Here is a 14,475-nt window from a genome sequence, read left to right as displayed (position 1 = left end):
AAACGCAAACGGTCGTCCGCGAAGAACGGGCGCACATCCAATCAAAGGAAGCGAGACATGACGAGCGAAAACAATGTGATCCTGCACATCGGCGCGGGGTCTTTTCATCGCGCGCATCAGGCGTGGTACTTGAGCCGGCTGATCGAATCGGGCGATGCGAGCTGGTCGCTCGCCGTGGGCAACATTCGCGGCGACATGAACGCCGTGCTCGATGCGCTCGCCGCGCAAAACGGCGAGTACACGCTCGAAACCGTCACGCCGCAAGGCGAGCGCGACTACGAAACGGTGCGCTCCATCCGCCGCGTGATTCCCTGGACCGCCGATCTCGAGGGGCTCATCGCGGCGGGCAGCGCGCCCGAATGCAAGATCGTATCGTTCACCGTCACCGAAGGCGGCTATTACCTCGACGAACACGACAAGCTCGAAACCGGCAACGTCGATCTCGCCGCCGACCTGAAAGGCGCGAAGACCACCATCTACGGTGCCATTGCCGCCATTCTCGACGCCCGCATGAAGAACGACGCGGGCAAGCTGTCGCTGCAGAACTGCGACAACCTGCGCAGCAACGGCGACCGCTTCAAGGCGGGCATGCTCGAATTCCTCGAGCTGCGCGGCGAAACGAAATTGCGCGACTGGATGATCGCCAACACCTCGTGCCCGAACGCGATGGTCGACCGCATCACGCCGCGTCCGACACCCGATGTCGCGGAGCGCGTGAAAGCCGCGACGGGTTTCGACGACCGCGCGCCGATCATGGGCGAGAAGTTCATTCAGTGGGTGATCGAGGATCACTTCATCGCGGGAAAGCCCGCTTGGGAGAAGGTTGGCGCGGAGATGGTCGAGTCCGTGCTGCCGTACGAAGAGGCGAAGATCCGCATTCTCAACGCGAGTCATAGCTGCATTGCGTGGGCGGGAACGCTCGTCGGCCTGCAGTACATTCACGAAGGCACGCAGGACCTGGAGATTCGCGCTCTCGCCGAAGCCTATGTTACCGACGACGTCATCCCGTGCCTCACGCCTAGCCCGATCGATCTGGCGAAGTATCGCGATGTCGTGCTCGACCGCTTCAGCAATCCGTATATCAAGGACACGAATCAGCGCGTCGCCGCCGATGGCTTCTCGAAGCTGCCGGGCTTTATCGCGCCGACGCTCGCGGAATGTTTCGAGCGCGACGTCGATCCCGACTCGACCGCGATTCTGCCCGCGCTCTTCTTTCGCTTCCTCGAACGCTGGCACGAAGGCAAGCTGCCTTATACCTATCAGGATGGCGTGATGGACCCCGCCGTCGCGCATGGCTATTTCACGGCCGACGATCCGATCGAGGCCTTCGCCGGCGACAAGCTGCTCTGGGGCAGCATGGCGCAGACCGAGAGCCTGGAGCGCGTGCTGCGCGCGGCAATCGGGCGCGTCGATGCGTGGCTCAAGAACCGGCCTTGATTGGCTCGCTTGGGTGTTGTGCTCATGGCGCATTGAGGCGCACGGCGTTACATTAGCGCCTCCGGTTTTCTGCCGGGCTTCGCGCCTGGCTTCGACAAAGGTCCGTTCATGTATTTAGGTATCGACCTCGGCACCTCCGAAGTGAAAGTGCTGCTGCTCGCAAGCGACGGCAGTGTAATCGGCACGGCGGGCACGCCTTTTACGGTGTCGCGCCCGAAACCGCGCTGGTCCGAACAAAATCCGCTCGACTGGTGGGCAGGCACGCGCGCCGCCCTCTTCGCCTTGCGCGACAAGTTTCCGAAAGAGTTCGCGCAAGTGCGCGGCATCGGCCTGTCCGGGCAGATGCATGGCGCGGTGCTGCTCGATTCGAGCGATCGCGTGCTGCGCCCGGCCATCCTCTGGAACGACATGCGCAGCGACAAGGAGTGCGCCGAGCTTTACGAGCGCGCGCCGAATCTGCACGAGATCGCCGGTAATCTGGCGATGCCCGGTTTCACCGCGCCCAAGCTGCTCTGGGTCGCGCACAACGAGCCGGAAATCTTCCGGCAGACGGCTTGCGTGCTGTTGCCGAAGGATTATCTGCGCATGCATCTCACGGGCACGAAGGTGTCCGATCCATCCGATGCCGCCGGCACGCTTTGGCTCGATGTTGCGCGACGCGACTGGTCGGACGAACTGCTCGCCGCGTGCAGCATGACGCGGCAGCAGATGCCGAAGCTCGCCGAGGGCAGCGAGCCTTCGGGCACCTTGCGTCCGGAACTCGCGCGTGAACTCGGCTTGCCCGATGGCGTCATCGTTGCGGCAGGCGGCGGCGACAATGCGGCGAGCGCGGTAGGAATTGGCGCAACCGAACCCGGCGATGGCTTCCTCTCGCTCGGCACGTCGGGCGTGTTGTGCGTGGTGGGCGATCGCTTCAGGCCCAATCCGGCATCGGCGGTGCATGCGTTTTGTCACGCCATTCCGGACCGCTGGCATCAGATGAGCGTGGTGTTGTCGGCGGCGAGTTGCCTGCGCTGGGTATGCAAGCTCACGTCCACCGACGAGCCCACGCTGCTTGCGGAAATCGAGGCGCTGCCCGCCGATGCCTTATCGACCGCGCCTTTGTTCCTGCCGTATCTGAGCGGCGAGCGCACGCCGCACAACGACCCTTACGCGCAGGGCGTGTTCTTCGGCATGACGCACGCCACCGATCGCGCCTTGCTCGGCTATTCGGTGCTGGAAGGCGTGACGCTCGCCCTGACCGATGGTCTCGATGCCCTGCAATCCGCGGGCACGGAAGCGCATGCCTTGTCGCTGCTTGGCGGCGGCGCGCGCAGTGCGTACTGGGGCCAAATGTTCGCCGATGCGCTCGATACGCCCACGCGCACGCACGGCGGCGGCGAGACGGGCGCGGCGCTCGGCGCGGCGCGGCTCGGCTGGCTCGCGGCGGGCGGCGATCCGGCGACGGTGCTGACCAAACCTGCCATCAAGCAAGAGTTCACGCCGAATGCCGAGCGCCACGCGGCGTTGCGCCAGCGGCTCAAGGGCTATCGCGAGCTGTATCAGCACGTGCGGCCGTTGTTCGATCCGGCGCGTCCGCGACTAGCCTGACGCCGAGAGACGTTCGAAAGCCGGCTGTTGCCGTTAAGCGGGCAGCCGGCTGTTTCGTTTTTCAAACGGCATTCATTGGCCGCCTTGCTTGGCCTGAACGCAGCGTTTCGGTCGTGCGGGTAAATATTCGGCGATGGTTTCCGACGATAAACCGCGCCGCGCGCTATAAAAAGAACTACAACTGAAGCAGACTCAATTCAACGACCGTGCCCAAGCCCAACGAAAAACTCGATCTGGCGACGCGCGCCGCGTGGCTCTACTACGTCGCGGGCAATACTCAGAATGAGATCGCCGAAAAACTGCAAATCTCGCGACCTGTCGCGCAGCGGCTCGTCGCCTTCGCGGTCGAAAAGAACCTGATTCGCGTGCGAGTCGATCATCAGATCGCCGATTGCCTTTCGCTTGCGAAGCAACTCAGCGACCGCTACGGACTCGCGATGTGCGAAGTGGTGCCCATCGACGGCGACAGCAACGAGCAAGTGGACCGCAAGCTCGCGGTAGCAGGCGCGCAAGTGATGGAACGCTATCTCGTCGATGAGAAACCGCTCGTCGTCTCCATCAGCAGCGGGCGCACGCTCAAGGCGGTGGTCGCGCAGATCGGGCAACTGGAGCGGCCGCAGCATCGGCTGGTGTCGCTCGTCGGCGCGATTGCGCACGATGGTTCGTCCAATCGCTACGACGTCGCGCAGCAGCTCTCCGAAAAGACCGGCGGCAAGCACTTCATGCTGCCCGCGCCGCTCATGGCCGATAGCGAAGCCGAGCGCGCGCAATGGTGCAATCACCGTCTTTATCGGATCGTGGATGCGCTCGCGCAGAAAGCGGACGTGGCTTTCGTCGGCATCGGCAATGTGGGCATCAATTGTCCGCTGCACGAGGACGGATTCATCTCGAACGCCGAAGTCCACGAGTTGATGAAAGCGGGCGCGGTGGCGGAACTGCTCGGCCTGCCGATCGATGCGAACGGAGCGCGCGTCGATTCGAAAACAGGCGCGCGCGCGACGAGCCTCAGGATCGATTCGCCGCCGAAACGGCCGACCATCGGCTTTGCCGGCGGCGAGCGCAAGCGCGCGGCGCTGGTCGCGGCGTTGAAGGGGAAGTGGTTGTCTGGATTGGTGACGGATGAGCTTTGCGCGCGCGCGGCGCTGGCGGCTTGAATCGCTCGTCCCATGACGCCGGCGTCCACGCGAGACACCGGCGCCACTGCGGAGATCAAGCCCGCGCCACGCTCGGCACAGCCAATTCCGGATGCTCCACGAGATAAGCTTCCACCACGTGCCGCCTGAACGCGATGCCGTCCGCGTTGAACAAATGGCAGTGTTCCGGCGACGCGCCCACCTTCAGCTTCTCGCCCCGCGTGTGCTTCTCCAAGGGCGGAATCCGCGAGATCAAGCCGTCCGGCGCCACCGATGTCTCCGCGTACAGATAAGCCGCGTCGCCGAGCGTTTCCACGGTCATCGTCGAAGCGGACACGCCGTATTCCGAAACGTTCGGCTGTAACGCTTCCGGACGAATGCCGATAGTCACCGCATCGCCGGGCTTGGCATTGCCTGGCAGCACGCCGGCCAGTTGCGTCTCGCCGGTGGAATACTTCACGAGCACGCCATCGTCCTGAATGCGCTCGACCGTGCCCGAGAGAAAGTTCATCTTCGGCGAGCCGATAAAACCCGCCACGAATTTGTTGGCCGGCGCGTGATACAGCGTGTTGGGCGTGCCGACCTGCTCGATATTGCCCGCCGAGAGCACCACGATCTTGTCCGCCAGCGTCATTGCTTCGACCTGATCGTGGGTCACGTAGATCATCGTCGTCTTGAGATCGTCGTGCAGGCGCGCGAATTCCAGGCGCATCTTCACGCGCAACGCGGCGTCGAGATTGGAAAGCGGTTCGTCGAAGAGAAACACTTTCGGCTTGCGCGTGATCGCGCGGCCAATCGCCACGCGCTGGCGCTGCCCGCCCGACAACTGCTTCGGCTTGCGGTCCAGCAAGTGATCGATATGCAAGATCTTCGCGGCGTTCTTCACGGCCGCATCGATCGCGGGCTTCTTCTCGCCCGCGAGCTTGAGTCCGAACGCCATGTTGTCGTAGAGCGTCATGTGCGGATAGAGCGCGTACGACTGAAACACCATCGCAATGCCGCGCTTCGCGGGCGGCAACTCGTTCACGCGCACGCCGTCGATCGACAGATCGCCGCCGCTGATCTCCTCCAGCCCCGCGATCATGCGCATCAGCGTGGACTTGCCACAGCCCGACGGTCCGACGAACACGACGAACTCGCCGTCGTTGATATCGAGGTTGACGCTCTTCATCACCTCGGTGTCTTCATATCGCTTGTTGATGTTACGCAGTGTCAGACTAGCCATGATCCGTCTCCATGTTTCTTTGTTTGCGACGCTTAGCCGAGCCTCTTTTCAAGGCGTCTCGAAGGTCGCATGCTGCAGCCATTGTTCGACGAGTGCGGGCAAGCGCGCCATGTCGTCGAAGACGACTTCCGCGCCCGCGCGCTTCAACGCGCCGATCTGTCCTTCCGTCGCATGTCCTCCGCCGATGAACCCCAGCACCTGCATGCCCGCCGCGCGCGCCGCCGTCACGCCGGTCACGCTGTCCTCCACCACGAGGCAGCGCAACGGGTCGACCTTCAACGCGCGCGCCGCCGCTAAATACACGTCGGGCGCAGGCTTCGGGTTCGCCACCATGTCCGCCGTGAAGCGCCTGTCGCCGAAAAACTGCACGAGGCCCGTGCGATTCAGGACGGTATCCACGTAAGCCGCGAAGCTGTTGCTCGCGCATGCCTTGGTGAGCGGCACGGCGGCAAGCGCCTCGGCGATGCCCGCGACCGGCGGCGCTTCTACCGCCGCCGCTTCGACCGCGCGGCGGATCGACATGATCTGATCCTGCGTGAGCGTGCGGTTCACGGTGTCCGCCGCGCTCGCGAGCACGGCTTCGATGCGCAAGCCGAGCAGCGGCATCACCACGGGTTCGATATCGACGCCTGGCCACAGCGTCTGCAATTCCGTGACGAGCATGCGCGCCGCCACGGCTTCGCTGTCGATGAGCACGCCGTCGCAGTCGCAGATCATCAGTCGATCTGCGAGCGCGGCTTCTCTGGAAGGTGTCAGGTTCACTGGGTACGCCTCACTTCACCGCGCCGAAGGTCAGGCCGCGCACCAGTTGCTTCTGCGAGAGCCAGCCGACGATGAGAATCGGCGCGACGGCAAGCAGCGACGCCGCCGAAAGCTTGGCCCAGAACAAGCCTTCCGGACTCGAATACGACGCGATGAACACGGTAAGCGGCGCCGCGTTCGAGCTCGACAGGTTGATGCTCCAGAACGCCTCGTTCCAAGAGAGGATCACGAGCAGGAGACCGGTCGATGCCAGTCCCGGCAGCGACATCGGCATGAGCAGATAGACGATCTCCTGCCACGTCGTCGCGCCGTCTATGCGTCCCGCTTCGAGAATGTCGCGCGGCACTTCGTTGAAGTAAGTGAACGCCATCCACACGGCAATCGGCAAATTGATCAGCGTGTACACGATGATGAGACCCGACACCGTATCGAGCAGGCCCGTGTTCTTCCACAACAGATAGATCGGCACCAGCACGCCGACCGACGGCATCATCTTCGTGGAGAGCATCCACAGCAGCACTTTCTGCGTCTTCTTCGTGGGGAAGAAGGCCATCGCGTAGGCGCAGGGCACGGCGAGCAACAGGCAGATCACCGTGACGCCCAGCGAGATCAGCACCGAGTTGAGCGCGAAGCCCCAGTAGTTGCTGCGCGCGAAGACCTCGCGGAAGCTGTCGAGCGTCGGCGTGAAGAAAAGCGACGACGAGTATGCCTGCTGCTCGGTCTTGAACGCGGTGATCGTCATCCAGAAGATCGGGAAGAACAACAGGATCGAAACGATCCACGCCACGATGCCGGGCACGATGCGCTTCACATGTTCGAACACGGGCACGGGCGGCCTGGTGGAAACCGGTTGAGTGCTCATGACTCGTATTCCCCTTTGAGGTTCTTCGCAAGCATTCTCACGAGGAAGAACGCAACCACGTTCGCGAGGATTACCGCGAGGATGCCGCCCGCCGATGCGAGACCGACATCGAACTGCTGCAAACCGAGCGCATAGATGAGATACGACAGGTTGGTGGTCGCGGTGCCCGGACCGCCGCCGGTGGTCGTATAGATTTCAGCGAAGATCGACAGCAGGAAGATGGTTTCCATCATCACGACGACGGCGATTGCGCGACGCAAGTGCGGCAGCGTGATGAAGAAGAACATGGCGAACGGACCCGCGCCGTCGATGCGCGCCGCTTCCTTCTGCTCCTGATCGAGCGACTGGATCGCCGTGAAGAGAATCAGGAACGCGAACGGCAGCCATTGCCACGACACGATCATGATGACCGCGAAGAGCGGGTAGTCGGCGAACCAGTCGATCGGCTGCATGCCCATGGAACGCATCAGCGAGGCGACCAGGCCATACACCGGGTGCAGGATCATGTTCTTCCAGATCAGCGCGGACACCGTCGGCATGACAAAGAACGGCGCAATCACCAGAAGCCGCGCAATGCCCTGCCCGATGAATTTGCGGTCGAACAGCACGGCGAGCAGCACGCCGCCTATCACCGTGATGCCGAGCGTCGAGCCGATCAGGGTCAGCGTATGGCCAATGGACGGGCCGAACGCCGGGTCGGTGGCGAGGAACTCGTAGTTATCGAAGCCCGCGAAACCCTTTACATCGGGATTGAGCAGGTTGTAGCGCGAGAACGAAAACCAGATCGTCATCGCGAGCGGGATCGCCATCCACAAGAACAGGAGACCGGTCGAGGGCGTGATCAGCCAGCGCACCGACTTCGCGCGCTTCTTGTCGCGCTCGGCCGCGGACTCCTGGTAGTGGTCGGAGATAGGGGGATTCAGTTGACTCATCGTGACACCTCTCGATGATTGACCGGCCGCGCATCTTCGGAGGGCGAAGACGCGCGGCCTGCGAACTACGTGACTTACTTCTGATAGCCCGCCTGTTTCACTGCGCGATCGGCTGCCGCGTTGGCGGCCTTGAGCGCGCTATCGACGCTGCCCTGATTCGCGACGACGCCGGCGATCGACTGACCGACTACCGTGCCGAACGACTGGAACTCGGGGATGCCCACGAACTGGATGCCGCTATATGGCACCTTCTTGAGCGACGCATCGTTCGGATTGGCGCTTTCGATCGCCGCCAGCACGAAGTCGCCGAACGGCGCGGCCTGTTTGTACTCGGGGCGCGCGTAGGTGGACTTGCGCGTGCCCGGCGGCACCGAGGCCCAGCCCTCGTCCTTGCCGACCATTTCGATGTATTCCTTCGACGTGGCCCACGCGGCGAACTTCTTCGCGGCGTCCTGCTGCTTCGACGTCTTCGGGATCGCGAGCGACCACGACCACAGCCAGTGCGAGCCCTTCGGCGTCACGGCGATCGGCGCGGCGGCAAAGCCGATCTTGTCCGAGACCTGCGACTGCGCCTTGTTGTAAAGCATGCCGGCGGCAACCGTCGCGTCGATCCACATTGCGCACTTGCCCGAGGACATCAGCGTGAGGTTTTCGTTGAAGCCGTTGGAGCTTGCTCCCGGAGGGCCGTCGGCCTTGAGCAAGTCCGCATAGAACGACACGGCCTTGTGCCATTCGGGCGAATCGAGCTGCGCCTTCCATTGTTCGTCGAACCAGCGGCCGCCGAAGGTATTCACCACCGTCGAAACGAAGGCCATGTTCTCGCCCCAGCCTGCCTTGCCGCGCAGGCAGATGCCGTATTGGCCCTTGGCCTTGTCGGTCAGCTTGTCGGCGAATTGCTTGATCTGATCGTAGGTCGGCTGATCGGGCATCTTGAGGCCGGCCGCGTCGAACAGATCCTTACGGTAATAGGTCATCGAGCTTTCGACGTAGAACGGCAGCGCATAGAGCTGGCCGTTGTACGAGAGACCGTCGCGGGCGGTTTTCACCACGTCGTCGAGATCGTAGTTCGCGGGCAGATTGGCCATCGGCGTGAGCCAGCCACGCTTGCCCCACTGCGGCGCTTCGTACGTGCCGATGGTGAGCACGTCGAACTGGCCGCTGTTGGTCGTGATGTCGGTGGTGGCGCGCTGACGCAGCACGTTTTCTTCGAGAATCACCCACTTCAGCTGGATGTCCGGATTGGCCTTCTCGAACGCGGGCGAGAGCTTTTTCAGCTCGATCATGTCCGGGTTGTTGAGCGTGGCCACCGTGATGGTGGTCGCTGCTTGCGCAGGCGGCACGAAGGCCGCGCTTGCCGCGATGAGCGATGCGACGACGCCGGTCACGGCAAGCTGTGCACGCGGCTCTGTCCGAACGATAGTGTGGATGCGTTTCATTGTGGTGCGTCTCCTTTTTTGTTGGCATGGGCGCCATGCGGGAAACAGGCCGTGCGGCGATGTCTTCGATGCCGTCGGTGCCTGTCTCGCAAGCGCCGGTGTGCCGCTGCCTGCTGCCTCAGGGATGCGCGATGGATATCGCGTGGATTCCGGTTTTGCTTCGGGTTTTCTTTTGAATCTTCGCTGCGGTATCGCCTCTTACCTTTCGCTGCCTTCTTTGGTCTTGCGCCCTACCCTTGCGTGCTTATCGTGCCGTTTCACTATAGACGGTGCGCCTCGCGCTGCAAGGGCCGTCAACTCGTCCGCTTGCCGCTTTTCGACGCTGAGCTCGCGGGCCATGATGTCGTTGACCGCGAAGACATGGCCGTGGATTTCCCGCGATTTGCCGAGGATTGGGTGCATGTCGATGAGCGCCGCGTGACTGAAGGGAATGTCGATACCGCCGGAACGCTCGACGGTCTTGGCGACGATGCGCTCGAACACATGCACGCGTTCGCCAGCGTCTTCGGAGCGCCGACGGAGTTCACTCTCGTCATCGAACACGAGCTTCGCGCCTTCTTCAAGAAAAGACCGCGCCACCGCTTCGCCAATACCACTCGTGGCAACCGTGATGATCGCCACCTTGTCGCTCAATCTCACCGACATCTCCGAGATTTTTGTTTGGTTCGAAGTGAGCGAACGCTCTGGCTTCGATCAATTGCTCTTTGTGTGGTCGAATGATCGGCGTTGTGTAGAGAAGTGTCAAGGCGGGAAAACCAGTTTCGATGGTGCGACGCGCAATTGCGTCCGCGGCGGAAAGCCGCGCCAGTCGCTGCTTCGAGCAACGGTCGTTCCTAAAGGTGCATTCGACGCTGATACGTTATATCATCTCGGAATTATCCGATGCGGCATTCGACATGAACGCCGTGTCATGCATCAAACCCGAACACCGAGCCTCAACATGACCGCATCCGTCGAAACCATGCTCGCTCGCGCGGAAGCGCTGGCGAGCGAGCGCGGCGTCGCGCTCACACCCTTGCGCCGGCACGTGTACGAACTCGTGCTGAAGGCGCACAAGCCGATCGGCGCCTACGACCTCATCGACGCGATGGAGCCGAAGCGCGGCGCGCGTGTGCCGCCCACCACTGTTTATCGCGCGCTCGACTTCCTGGTCGAGAACGGCTTCGTGCATCGCATCGAATCGAAGAACGCGTTCGTCGCCTGCTGCGATGCCGGCAAGCCGCACGAAAGCCAGTTCCTCATCTGCGACGACTGCGGCAACACGCTCGAAATACAGGGCCGCGATCTGGCTTCGTCGCTTTCGGCCACGCCGCCCGCGCATGGCTTCGAAGTACGGCATCAGGTCGTCGAATTGAGCGGACTGTGCAGCGATTGCCAGAAGAAGCACCGTCACGCCTGAGCGCACGTCGTTCGAGCCACGAACCATGCCCCTGCCGCACCGCGCCGGCACGCCCTTCAACGACTCAAGGAACCCGATGAAACTCGCGCATGTCCTCACCTGCCTCGTCGCCGCATTCGGCTTTTGCCAGGGAGCTTTCGCGCAAGCCACGCGCGTGCCCGTCGTGGCGGCTGAAAACTTCTATGGCGATGTGATCCGCCAGCTCGGCGGCGATCACGTGCAGGTGACGAGCATCCTCAGCAATCCGGATGAAGATCCGCATCTCTTCGAAGCCAGCCCGAAGACCGCGCGTGCGCTTCAGCACGCGGCGCTGGTCGTCTACAACGGCGCGGACTACGATCCATGGATGGACAAACTGCTCGCGGCATCGAGAAAGAACGACACGCGCACGATAATCGTCGCGGCGCAACTTGTCGGCAAGAAGTCCGGCGACAATCCGCATCTCTGGTACGACCCGGCGACCATGCCCGCCGTCGCTAAAGCGGTGACCCAGTATCTCGTAAGCGCGGACCTGTCCCACAAGAGCGATTACGACGCGCGCCTCGCGACCTTCCTAAATTCGCTCAAGCCGATCGATGCCAGCGTCGCGCAATTGCGCGCACACTTCAAAGGCGTGCCGGTGACGGCCACCGAGCCGGTGTTCGGCTATATGGCCGATGCCATCGGCTTCGAGATGCGCAATCAGCGCTTCCAGATGGCCGAGATGAACGAGACCGAGCCGAGTCCCGCCGATATCGCCGCTTTCGAAAAAGACCTGAGCGAGCGGCGCGTGCACGTGCTCATCTACAACAGCCAGGCGACGGGCGCGCTCACGAAACGCCTGCTCAACGTGGCGAAGGACGCGCATTTGCCTAGCGTCAGCGTGACGGAGACGTTGCCTGCCAACAAGACCTATCAGCAATGGATGCTGGGTCAGCTCGATTCGTTATCGGGCGCCTTGCAAGGATGGCAAAGATGAGCGTTCACTCGGGACCCGCGCTCGAAGTCGATCGCGTGACGCTGGAACTCGGCGGCCGCACGATCCTCGACGACGCAAGTTTCACCGTCCACACGGGCGAATTCATCGGCGTGCTCGGGCCGAACGGCGCGGGCAAGACCACGCTCATGCGCGCGCTGCTCGGCCTCGTGCCGCTCGCCGGCGGATCGATTCGCGTGAACGGCGCGGCGGTGGTGCGCGGCAATCCGACCATTGGCTATATGCCGCAGATTCGCAGCGGGCTTGCGGGCCGGCGAGTGTTGGGCCGCGATTTCGTCGCGATGGCGGCGGACGGACATCACTGGGGCGTGCCGCATCGCAATGCCCGCATTCGCGCGGATGTCGAGCGCGTGCTCGATCTCGTCGGCGCGGTGCAGCTCGCCGGGCGGCCGCTGTCCGAGTTGTCGGGAGGCGAGCGGCAGCGCTTGCTGCTTGCGCAATGTCTGCTCGGCGATCCGCGCCTTCTCTTGCTCGATGAACCGCTCATCAGTCTGGACCCGCGGCATCAGACGGGCGTGGTCGAACTCGTGCGGCGTGTGCAGCGCGAATTGAACATCACCGTGTTGTTCTCGGCGCATGAACTCAATCCGCTGCTCAACTCGCTCGACCGCGTGCTGTATCTCGGCAATGGACGCGCGGCGCTCGGCACGGTCGGTGAAGTCATCTCGAAGCCGGTGTTGTCGAAGCTGTATGGCTCGCCGATCGACGTGATGCGCGTGAACGGCCGCATCTTCGTGATGTCGGGCGATGTGGAGATCGACAAGCTCGATCACGCGCACGAAGAAGGCGACGAACATGCTCATGGGCACGAGCATGAGCACGATCACGGTCATGGCCACGCGCATGCGCACGGTCACGACACGAAGGGAAAGCATACGCACAATGTTTGAATACGACTTCATGGTCAACGCATTCGCGGCGTCGGGGATCGTCGCGGTGCTGTCGGGGATCGTCGGCTATTTCCTGGTGCTGCGCGGGCAGACGTTCGCGGGTCACGCGTTGTCGCATGTCGGCTTCACGGGCGCAACGGGCGCCGTGTTGATCGGCCTGCCGCCGCTTTGGGGGATGATTGGCGTCACACTTGCGGCGGGCGTCGGCATGGGCGCGCTCGGCGAGAAGCTCGCGGGACGTGACGTGGCGATTGGCGTGATTTTGTCGCTATCGCTTGGCTTCGGTTTGTTGTTTCTGCACTTCTTCACGGCTTATGCGACGCAGGCTACGGCTCTCTTGTTCGGCAATGTGCTGGGCGTGAGTCACAGCGTGTTGATCGTGCTGGCGGGGCTTGCGGTCGTGAGTCTGGGCGCGTTGGCGGTGATCATGCGGCCGCTTTTGTTTGCTTCGCTGCAGCCGGAGCTGGCGGAGGCGAAAGGGGTTTCGCTGCGGCTCGTGTCGACGTTGTTTCTTGCGATTACCGCGTTGGCGGTGGCGGCTTGTACGCAGATCGTCGGAGTGTTGCTCGTTTTTGCGTTGATGGTCGGGCCGGCTGCCGCTGCGCAGAATTTGACGACGCGGTTGTCGTCGGGGTTGGTGTTGGCTGGTCTTTTTGCGCTCGCGCAGGCTTGGGTGGGGTTGACGCTTGCCTATTACACGGATTGGCCTACCAGTTTCTGGATTACGATGCTCGCGGCTTTGGTTTATGGGGTTAGTTTGTTGAGGAAGGGTTGAGAAGGTTTTTTGCTGCTTTTGCGGGCGCGGTGGGTTTGGGTTTTGTCGTTGTCTTGCGTTTTGGTTCATAGCCGTCTCCTGCCGGAGTAGCTTTCTTTGCGGCTGCAAAAAAGTTACCAAAGAAAGCAGCTTCCGAACCGCTTAGCGGGTTGCATTCTTTATTCGGCGCGGTTGAGATGTTGGGCCGCTATCTTGCGTTTTTGTTCAGTCGCCGCCTGCCCGGCGGAGGGGGTTACTTTCTTTGCAAAGCAAAGACGGGTTTGAGGCTGAACCCCTCATGGATAGGGATTTACAAGGAAAGTCCGGCTTTTTCCGTCCAACACCGTCGCTCACCGGCGCGCGCGGGCTTGTTGCCCCAACCGAAACCGGCAAGACAGAGCAGGTTTTGCGAATGGGTATCGGCTCCGCCGTAACGGAAGGTTTCGGTATAGCGATACTTCTTCCATGTGCGATACAGCAGCGTCACGAATCGGTGATGGAACTGATCGAGGAACGCTTCGACCGCTTCGTGTCCTTCTTCGCGTTGCGCGATATCGTCGAGGTAATGGCTCGGCATCGCGGCATCGACACCGTACAGACCCATGAAAGTCGTGCGAACGACGGGCGGCAATGGAACAGCGTACGGGCCATCGCTAGAGTCATCGAGTTCGACACGCGCGATCTCGCCCGCAGGGAAACCCATGCAAGGATGCGAGCCAAAGCGCACCGGCTCATGCTCGTGCGTGTCTCGCTCGCAAAAGCCAAAGCCGTTTGCCATCTCGGGGTGGCTTGCTTCAAGCGATCGGCACAGTTGCGTGAAGCTCATCGCCAGCGCATGTGCGAGCAAAGCCGCGATAAGCGGTTCGATCGACTGTTGCATATCGGGCAGATCGCGCGGTTTCATAGTGGCGAGCGCCACGTCTTGCCGCGCGGCCATTCGACGGAACCTGTCCGCATTTTTGTGTGCGAGGCGGTTAGCGGAGTCACCCGCGTGCGTTGGTAAAACGCTCTCCAAACAGGATGGCAAACTGGTTCATCGCGGACGACCAGTCGAACGCCGCGCGTACTGACTTTGCCAG

Annotated in this window: 13 protein-coding genes and 1 pseudogene; 7 read left to right on the top strand and 7 right to left on the bottom strand. The window is 62.3% G+C overall.

Annotated features, from left to right (window positions below; all coding sequences use genetic code 11):
• Positions 1-57: 57 nt before the first annotated feature.
• The 3 genes from dalD (at position 58) to NCT03_RS02710 (ending at position 4,181) form a co-directional block, all read left to right on the top strand.
• Positions 58-1,437 (top strand): D-arabinitol 4-dehydrogenase, encoded by a 1,380-nt coding sequence (dalD, locus tag NCT03_RS02720; protein ID WP_250491871.1) that lies wholly within the window; start codon positions 58-60, stop codon positions 1,435-1,437.
• A 108-nt stretch (positions 1,438-1,545) separates the two neighbouring features.
• Positions 1,546-3,027, top strand: coding sequence for a xylulokinase (xylB, locus tag NCT03_RS02715; protein ID WP_250491870.1), 1,482 nt, complete (start codon positions 1,546-1,548; stop codon positions 3,025-3,027).
• A gap of 206 nt (positions 3,028-3,233) precedes the next feature.
• A complete protein-coding gene (locus NCT03_RS02710; RefSeq protein WP_250491869.1) occupies positions 3,234-4,181 on the top strand; it encodes a sugar-binding transcriptional regulator in 948 nt (315 codons plus the stop codon).
• 55 nt (positions 4,182-4,236) lie between these two features.
• Here the strand turns inward: NCT03_RS02710 and NCT03_RS02705 are convergent, their stop codons facing one another.
• The 6 genes from NCT03_RS02705 to NCT03_RS02680 all read right to left on the bottom strand — a co-directional run bounded on the left by NCT03_RS02705 (position 4,237) and on the right by NCT03_RS02680 (position 9,998).
• A complete protein-coding gene (locus NCT03_RS02705; RefSeq protein ID WP_244827179.1) occupies positions 4,237-5,385 on the bottom strand; it encodes an ABC transporter ATP-binding protein in 1,149 nt (382 codons plus the stop codon).
• A 48-nt stretch (positions 5,386-5,433) separates the two neighbouring features.
• On the bottom strand, positions 5,434-6,102 hold the full coding sequence (locus NCT03_RS02700; protein WP_244827969.1) for an HAD family hydrolase: 669 nt from the start codon (positions 6,100-6,102) through the stop codon (positions 5,434-5,436).
• A gap of 55 nt (positions 6,103-6,157) precedes the next feature.
• Positions 6,158-7,009, bottom strand: coding sequence for a carbohydrate ABC transporter permease (locus NCT03_RS02695; protein WP_244827178.1), 852 nt, complete (start codon positions 7,007-7,009; stop codon positions 6,158-6,160).
• Positions 7,006-7,941: a carbohydrate ABC transporter permease gene (locus NCT03_RS02690; RefSeq protein ID WP_244827177.1), complete on the bottom strand. Its 936-nt coding sequence runs from the start codon at positions 7,939-7,941 to the stop codon at positions 7,006-7,008. Before NCT03_RS02690 ends, NCT03_RS02695 begins: the two co-directional genes overlap by 4 nt.
• A 74-nt stretch (positions 7,942-8,015) precedes the next feature.
• On the bottom strand, positions 8,016-9,377 hold the full coding sequence (locus NCT03_RS02685; protein ID WP_244827176.1) for an ABC transporter substrate-binding protein: 1,362 nt from the start codon (positions 9,375-9,377) through the stop codon (positions 8,016-8,018).
• 198 nt (positions 9,378-9,575) lie between these two features.
• Entirely contained in the window at positions 9,576-9,998 is a 423-nt protein-coding gene (locus tag NCT03_RS02680) for a hypothetical protein (protein WP_250491868.1), read from the bottom strand.
• Between the two features lie 319 nt (positions 9,999-10,317).
• Between NCT03_RS02680 and NCT03_RS02675 the strand changes: the two genes are divergently transcribed.
• The 4 genes from NCT03_RS02675 (at position 10,318) to NCT03_RS02660 (ending at position 13,417) form a co-directional block, all read left to right on the top strand.
• Positions 10,318-10,776 carry a Fur family transcriptional regulator gene (locus NCT03_RS02675; RefSeq protein WP_250463381.1) on the top strand — a complete coding sequence of 153 codons (459 nt, stop codon included), beginning with the start codon at positions 10,318-10,320 and terminating at the stop codon, positions 10,774-10,776.
• Positions 10,777-10,852: 76 nt separating this feature from the next.
• On the top strand, positions 10,853-11,734 hold the full coding sequence (locus NCT03_RS02670) for a metal ABC transporter solute-binding protein (protein WP_250491977.1): 882 nt from the start codon (positions 10,853-10,855) through the stop codon (positions 11,732-11,734).
• A complete protein-coding gene (locus tag NCT03_RS02665; RefSeq protein WP_250491867.1) occupies positions 11,731-12,642 on the top strand; it encodes a metal ABC transporter ATP-binding protein in 912 nt (303 codons plus the stop codon). The genes NCT03_RS02670 and NCT03_RS02665 overlap by 4 nt, the downstream gene beginning before the upstream one ends.
• On the top strand, positions 12,635-13,417 hold the full coding sequence (locus NCT03_RS02660; protein ID WP_244827172.1) for a metal ABC transporter permease: 783 nt from the start codon (positions 12,635-12,637) through the stop codon (positions 13,415-13,417). The genes NCT03_RS02665 and NCT03_RS02660 overlap by 8 nt, the downstream gene beginning before the upstream one ends.
• Positions 13,418-13,748: 331 nt before the next feature.
• Here NCT03_RS02660 and NCT03_RS02655 read toward each other — a convergent pair.
• A pseudogene (locus tag NCT03_RS02655) lies at positions 13,749-14,333 on the bottom strand (type VI secretion system baseplate subunit TssG); the annotation flags it as partial.
• Positions 14,334-14,475: the final 142 nt, after the last annotated feature.

It is taken from the genome of Caballeronia sp. GAWG1-1, assembly GCF_023631465.1.
Classification (GTDB): domain Bacteria; phylum Pseudomonadota; class Gammaproteobacteria; order Burkholderiales; family Burkholderiaceae; genus Caballeronia.
The sequence above is the reverse complement of the archived record's forward strand: the minus strand, read 5'-3'. Positions and strand labels throughout refer to the sequence as shown.

Bases quoted from the DNA above. Each gene is read 5' to 3' on its own strand.
- dalD (WP_250491871.1), top strand. From the start codon at position 58: ATGACGAGCGAAAACAATGTGATCCTGCACATCGGCGCGGGGTCTTTT.
- xylB (WP_250491870.1), top strand. From the start codon at position 1,546: ATGTATTTAGGTATCGACCTCGGCACCTCCGAAGTGAAAGTGCTGCTG.
- NCT03_RS02705 (WP_244827179.1), bottom strand. From the start codon at position 5,385: ATGGCTAGTCTGACACTGCGTAACATCAACAAGCGATATGAAGACACC.
- NCT03_RS02700 (WP_244827969.1), bottom strand. From the start codon at position 6,102: ATGATCTGCGACTGCGACGGCGTGCTCATCGACAGCGAAGCCGTGGCG.
- NCT03_RS02695 (WP_244827178.1), bottom strand. From the start codon at position 7,009: ATGAGCACTCAACCGGTTTCCACCAGGCCGCCCGTGCCCGTGTTCGAA.
- NCT03_RS02690 (WP_244827177.1), bottom strand. From the start codon at position 7,941: ATGAGTCAACTGAATCCCCCTATCTCCGACCACTACCAGGAGTCCGCG.
- NCT03_RS02685 (WP_244827176.1), bottom strand. From the start codon at position 9,377: ATGAAACGCATCCACACTATCGTTCGGACAGAGCCGCGTGCACAGCTT.
- NCT03_RS02675 (WP_250463381.1), top strand. From the start codon at position 10,318: ATGACCGCATCCGTCGAAACCATGCTCGCTCGCGCGGAAGCGCTGGCG.
- NCT03_RS02670 (WP_250491977.1), top strand. From the start codon at position 10,853: ATGAAACTCGCGCATGTCCTCACCTGCCTCGTCGCCGCATTCGGCTTT.
- NCT03_RS02665 (WP_250491867.1), top strand. From the start codon at position 11,731: ATGAGCGTTCACTCGGGACCCGCGCTCGAAGTCGATCGCGTGACGCTG.
- NCT03_RS02660 (WP_244827172.1), top strand. From the start codon at position 12,635: ATGTTTGAATACGACTTCATGGTCAACGCATTCGCGGCGTCGGGGATC.